This window comes from Pseudoalteromonas sp. SR45-5, from assembly GCF_014163565.1.
In the GTDB taxonomy this organism is placed as follows: domain Bacteria; phylum Pseudomonadota; class Gammaproteobacteria; order Enterobacterales; family Alteromonadaceae; genus Pseudoalteromonas; species Pseudoalteromonas distincta.
The window spans coordinates 1-5428 of the sequence record NZ_JACJDN010000255.1 but is presented as its reverse complement, the minus strand read 5'-3'; the positions used below and the strand labels follow the sequence as shown (position 1 = coordinate 5428).

The following is a 5428-nucleotide window of genomic DNA, read 5'->3' as shown; positions in this document are numbered from 1 at the left end:
GTTCGGAGGGCTTTTTAGTTTTAAGGGTAAAATTTGTAATTGGGTTGTCACTGAGGAATGAGGGTTTATTAATGACAGGCGCAGAACTAACAATCGACTTATTGGCCAAACACGGCGTAAATGAAGTATTTGGCTACCCAGGCGGAGCTATTATGCCAATTTACGATGCGCTGTATGGCGCGCCAGTCAAACACTACCTAACTCGCCATGAGCAAGGTGCAGGGTTTGCAGCTGTTGGTTATGCTCGCAGCACACGTAAATTAGGCGTATGTTTTGCAACATCTGGCCCAGGTGCAACTAATTTAATAACCGCTCTTGCTGATGCGATGATGGACTCAGTGCCATTATTGGCGATCACCGGCCAAGTGCCTACTGCAGCGATTGGTTCAGATGCGTTTCAAGAAATAGATGTACTAGGTATGTCGCTTTCGTGTACTAAGCACAGCTACATGGTAGAACGAGCTGAAGACTTAGCAGAGATACTACAAGAAGCAATTCATTTAGCGCAAAGCGGCCGCCCAGGTCCTGTACTTGTCGATATCCCAAAAGATATTCAAATGGCTCAAGTCCCTTTTAAACCTTGGCTAGCAGCTAATGAATACTTACCAGAGTTAGATTTAAAGCAAGTTGCTATTGCTAATCAATTGTTGAGTGAGGCTAAACAGCCTGTAGCGTATGTAGGTGGTGGTGTACAAGCCGCTGATGCGCAAGACGAACTAATGCAATTTTTAAATAAAACTCAGATGCCAGCTGTATCAACACTTAAAGCGCTGGGCAGTGTATTACCAGATTACGAACATTACTTAGGTATGTTGGGTATGCATGGTGGTCAAGCTGCTAATATCGCAGTGCAAGAATGTGATGTACTTGTATGTATAGGGGCACGCTTTGATGACCGCGTAACAGGCAACTTAGCTAAATTTGCAGCTAAAGCTAAAGTAATCCATTTAGATATAGATGCTGCTGAAGTTGGTAAGCGAAAACCTGCTAAAGCTTCATTAATTGCCGATTTAAAAACGTCGTTACCCGCACTTGAGTGCTTTGTAACACCTAAAGCTTGGTGTGACACAAATAAAGAAATGAATATTAAGCATGCGTGGCGTTACGACTACCCAGGTGAGAAGGTTTTTGCACCGTACTTATTAAACCAACTAAGCCAACGCATGCCAAAAACAGGGGTTGTGTGCTGCGATGTGGGTCAGCACCAAATGTGGGTAGCACAACACATGAAGTTTACTCATCCGAGTAATCATTTAAGCAGTGGTGGTGCAGGCACAATGGGCTTTGGTCTACCTGCGGCTATTGGTGCACAAGTAGCACGCCCTGATGACTTTGTTATCACTGTATCGGGTGATGGTTCTATAATGATGAATATTCAAGAGCTGGCCACTATTCGTCGTAACAATTTACCTGTAAAAATATTAATTTTAGATAACCAGCGTTTAGGGATGGTTCGCCAATGGCAAGAACTATTTTTTGAAGGGCGTTATTCTGAAACTAACCTGTCGGATAACCCAGACTTTGTGCAATTAGCTGCTGTATTTGGTATCCCAGGGCAAACAATTACTCACGCTAACCAAGTTGATGATGCGATAACTGCATTAGTTAACAGTAAAGGTCCGTACATAGTACATGCCTGTATTGATGATAAAGAAAATGTTTGGCCACTTGTACCACCTGGGGCTGCTAACGACGAAATGATGACGGAGAAAGCAAAATGAAACATAGCCTAACTATTGCATTAAAAAGCCAAAGTATAGCGGTAGAGCGCTTTTTACGAGTGGTGCGTCATCGTGGTTTTGACCTTACGCATTTTCAGCTCAATATGGACGATGGTTTTTATAATGTAGACATGACGGTAGATAGTGATAAACCAATTCACCTTTTAACCAGCCAGTTAAATAAGCTGGTGGATGTCAAAGAAGTCACTTTACAAAATTTACAGCAACAACAGGCTGTGTAATTACGAACTGAAAAACAATTTACGAGTAACTGAATCACTCGGTTACTCACCAATTTTAGAATGAGGAATGCCCGCTTATTTTGCGGCAAAAACTGAGGTAACTATGGCTAAATTAAGAAGTGCAACAACAACTGAAGGGCGTAAACGCGCAGGCGCTCGTGCATTATGGCGCGCAACAGGTATGACCGACACCGATTTTGGTAAGCCGATTATTGCCGTAGTTAACTCGTTTACACAATTTGTACCAGGGCATGTTCACCTTAATCAGTTAAGTGAACTTATGGCTGAAACTATTACACAAGCCGGTGGCGTCCCTAAAGAATTTAATACTATTGCGATTGATGATGGTATTGCAATGGGTCACGGCGGCATGCTTTATTCGCTGCCTTCACGCGACTTAATTGCTGACTCAGTTGAGTATATGGTAAATGGTCATTGTGCTGATGCGATGATTTGTATTTCAAACTGCGACAAAATTACTCCAGGAATGATGCTTGCAGCACTACGCTTAAATATTCCGGTAATATTTGTATCAGGCGGCCCAATGGAAGCAGGTAAAACTAAGCTTGCTAACATCGATATTAAACTTGATTTAGTAGATGCCATGGTTAAAGGCGCTGATGAATCGGTAAGTGATGCAGATTCAGAGCAAGTAGAGCGCTCTGCGTGTCCAACATGTGGCTCGTGTTCAGGCATGTTTACTGCAAACTCAATGAATTGTCTGCTAGAAGCGATTGGTTTAGCATTGCCAGGTAACGGTACGACGCTTGCGACTCATAAAGACCGTAAACAACTTTATGTTGAAGCGGGGGCTCGTATTGTTGATTTATGTCGTGAGTATTATCAAAAAGATAATCAAGATGTATTGCCACGTGCTATTGCTAACAAAACAGCCTTTATGAATGCAATGGTTGTTGATATTGCAATGGGTGGCTCGTCAAATACGGTATTGCATTTACTTGCTGCAGCGCAAGAAGCGGGCGTTGATTTTGATATGTCGCACATTGATGCGCTCTCTCGTAAAACACCATTTTTATGTAAAGTTGCACCAGCGACACCTGAATATCACATTGAAGATGTGCACCGCGCAGGCGGCATGATGGCAATCGTACGTGAACTTGGCAAAGCAGGCTTAGTTGATATGTCAGTTAATCATGTTGCTGGGTCAACTATGGCTGAGCTCGTTAAAAAATGGGATGCAACAGATCCTACTAACGAAGCAGCGCGCAAATTTTACCGTGCTGGCCCTGCGGGCATTCGTACCACTAAAGCAATGAGCCAAGAGTGTCGTTGGGACGAGGGCGATAACGACCGTGTTAATGGGTGTATCCGAAGTGTCGAACACGCTTTTCGTCAAGATGGTGGCTTAGCTGTACTTTCGGGTAATTTAGCAGTTGATGGCTGTATTGTTAAAAGCGCTGGCGTTGTTGATGAAATGCTACATTTTGAAGGTACTGCAGTCGTGTACGAGTCACAAGATGATTCTGTAGAAGGTATTTTAAACGATGAAGTAAAAGCCGGCGATATCGTGGTTATTCGTTACGAAGGCCCTAGAGGCGGCCCAGGTATGCAAGAAATGCTATATCCAACTAGCTACTTAAAATCAAAAGGCCTAGCTGAAAAATGTGCACTTATTACTGATGGTCGCTTTTCGGGTGGTACTTCGGGTTTATCAATTGGTCATGTATCACCAGAGGCGGCAAGTGGTGGTGCAATTGCTTATGTTGAAAATGGCGACAAAATCATTATTGATATCGCAACACGTGAAATCACATTAGCGTTAAGTGATGAAGAGCTTGAAGCACGTAAACAAAAACAATTAGCACGCGGAAAACTGGCTTACAAACCAGTTGATCGTGAGCGCTATGTATCGTCTGCTTTAAAGGCTTATGCATTACTTGCAACAAGTGCTGATAAAGGCGCAGTGCGTGACTTAGCTAAATTGGAGGCGCTTAGTTAATTATGGTCTCTCAAGAGCTCGATTATTTTCGCGCTATTATTCAAGCAAACATGGAGCCTTTGGCTAAAGTTACCGAGGTCAGCGAAATGGCTGAGCTTGGTGCTAAATTAGGTAACCATGTTTGGTTAAAGCGTGAAGACCAACAGCCCGTGTATTCATTTAAGTTACGCGGTGCGTATAACAAATTAAATAAATTACCTAAAGGCTCAGTGGTTATCACTGCTTCAGCGGGTAATCATGCTCAAGGGGTTGCACTAAGTGCTTCTCACTTAGGGCATCAAGCCACAATTGTAATGCCAGTAACAACGCCTGAAATAAAAGTAAGTGCGGTACGTGCGCTTGGCGGTGAAGTTGTGCTACATGGGCATCATTTTGATGCCGCAAAAGCACATGCGCTTGAGCTTACAGAGCAACGAAACGGTATATTTGTTCCACCATTTGATGACCCAGACGTCATTGTTGGTCAAGGTACTGTAGCACGTGAGCTCATGCAGCAATTAAACGAGCTTGATGCGGTGTTTATTCCTGTTGGCGGCGGCGGTTTACTTGCTGGGATGGCGGTTTATATCAAATCGCTGCGTCCAGATATAAAAGTAATTGGTGTAGAAGCCGACGAAAGTGCATGTTTACAAGCGGCACTTAAAGCAGGTAAACCGGTAGAGCTTGAGCGCGTTGGTAGTTTTGCTGATGGCGTAGCGGTTAAAATTATTGGCACTGAAACATTTCGCTTAGCGCAAAAGTTTTGTGATGAAGTTATAACCGTCACCAGCGACGAAATATGTGCTGCCATGCAGGATATTTTTGTATCTACCCGTGCAATAGCAGAGCCTTCAGGTGCACTTGCAACGGCAGGGCTTAAAAAGTGGAGCCAGCAGTCTGGTTTAAAAGGGTTACATTTAGCGGCTGTTTTATCCGGTGCTAATTTAAACTTTGATCGCCTGCGTTATGTTGCAGAGCGCACTGCGCTGGGTGAAAAAAACGAAGCGTTATTAGCGGTTTCTATTAAAGAAGAAAAAGGCAGCTTTAAACAGTTTTGTGCTTCTTTAGGTGGCCGTGCTATTACTGAGTTTAACTATCGTTATGCAGGACCTGGTGAAGCACAAATATTTGTAGGTATTGCCCTGCGCCAAGGCGAGCAAGAGCTTAATGAGCTAAAGCAAGACTTAACAAATAATGACTACCAATTTTGCGATCTGTCGGATAACGAACTCGCTAAATTACATGTGCGCTACATGGTTGGCGGAAAAGCACCCGAGCAATTACATGAGCGCTTACTTCGCTTTGAATTTCCAGAGTATCCAGGTGCGCTTGCACGCTTTTTAGATACTTTAGGTAGTAATTGGAACATTACCTTATTCCATTATCGTAATCACGGTGGTTCGATGGGGAATGTACTGGCAGGTTTTGCTATTGAGCCGAGTCAGTATGAGATATTTAACGAGCACTTAAATCGTTTAGGTTACAGTGTACAAGATGAAACACAAAATCCGTGCTTTAGCCAATTC

Annotated in this window: 4 protein-coding genes; all 4 read left to right on the top strand. The window is 43.3% G+C overall.

The features are described from left to right. Nucleotides 1-71: 71 nt before the first annotated feature. Nucleotides 72-1721: an acetolactate synthase 2 catalytic subunit gene (gene ilvG, locus H5072_RS10875; protein ID WP_182693530.1), complete on the top strand. Its 1650-nt coding sequence runs from the start codon at nucleotides 72-74 to the stop codon at nucleotides 1719-1721. Continuing rightward, a complete protein-coding gene (ilvM, locus tag H5072_RS10870) occupies nucleotides 1718-1963 on the top strand; it encodes an acetolactate synthase 2 small subunit (protein WP_002959893.1) in 246 nt (81 codons plus the stop codon). The genes ilvG and ilvM overlap by 4 nt, the downstream gene beginning before the upstream one ends. A 103-nt stretch (nucleotides 1964-2066) precedes the next feature. Beyond that, nucleotides 2067-3923 (top strand): dihydroxy-acid dehydratase, encoded by a 1857-nt coding sequence (gene ilvD / locus H5072_RS10865; protein WP_024596945.1) that lies wholly within the window; start codon nucleotides 2067-2069, stop codon nucleotides 3921-3923. Between the two features lie 2 nt (nucleotides 3924-3925). Then, nucleotides 3926-5428, top strand: a 1503-nt coding sequence (gene ilvA, locus H5072_RS10860) for a threonine ammonia-lyase, biosynthetic (RefSeq protein WP_182693529.1), incomplete at its 3' end; no start/stop codon positions are given.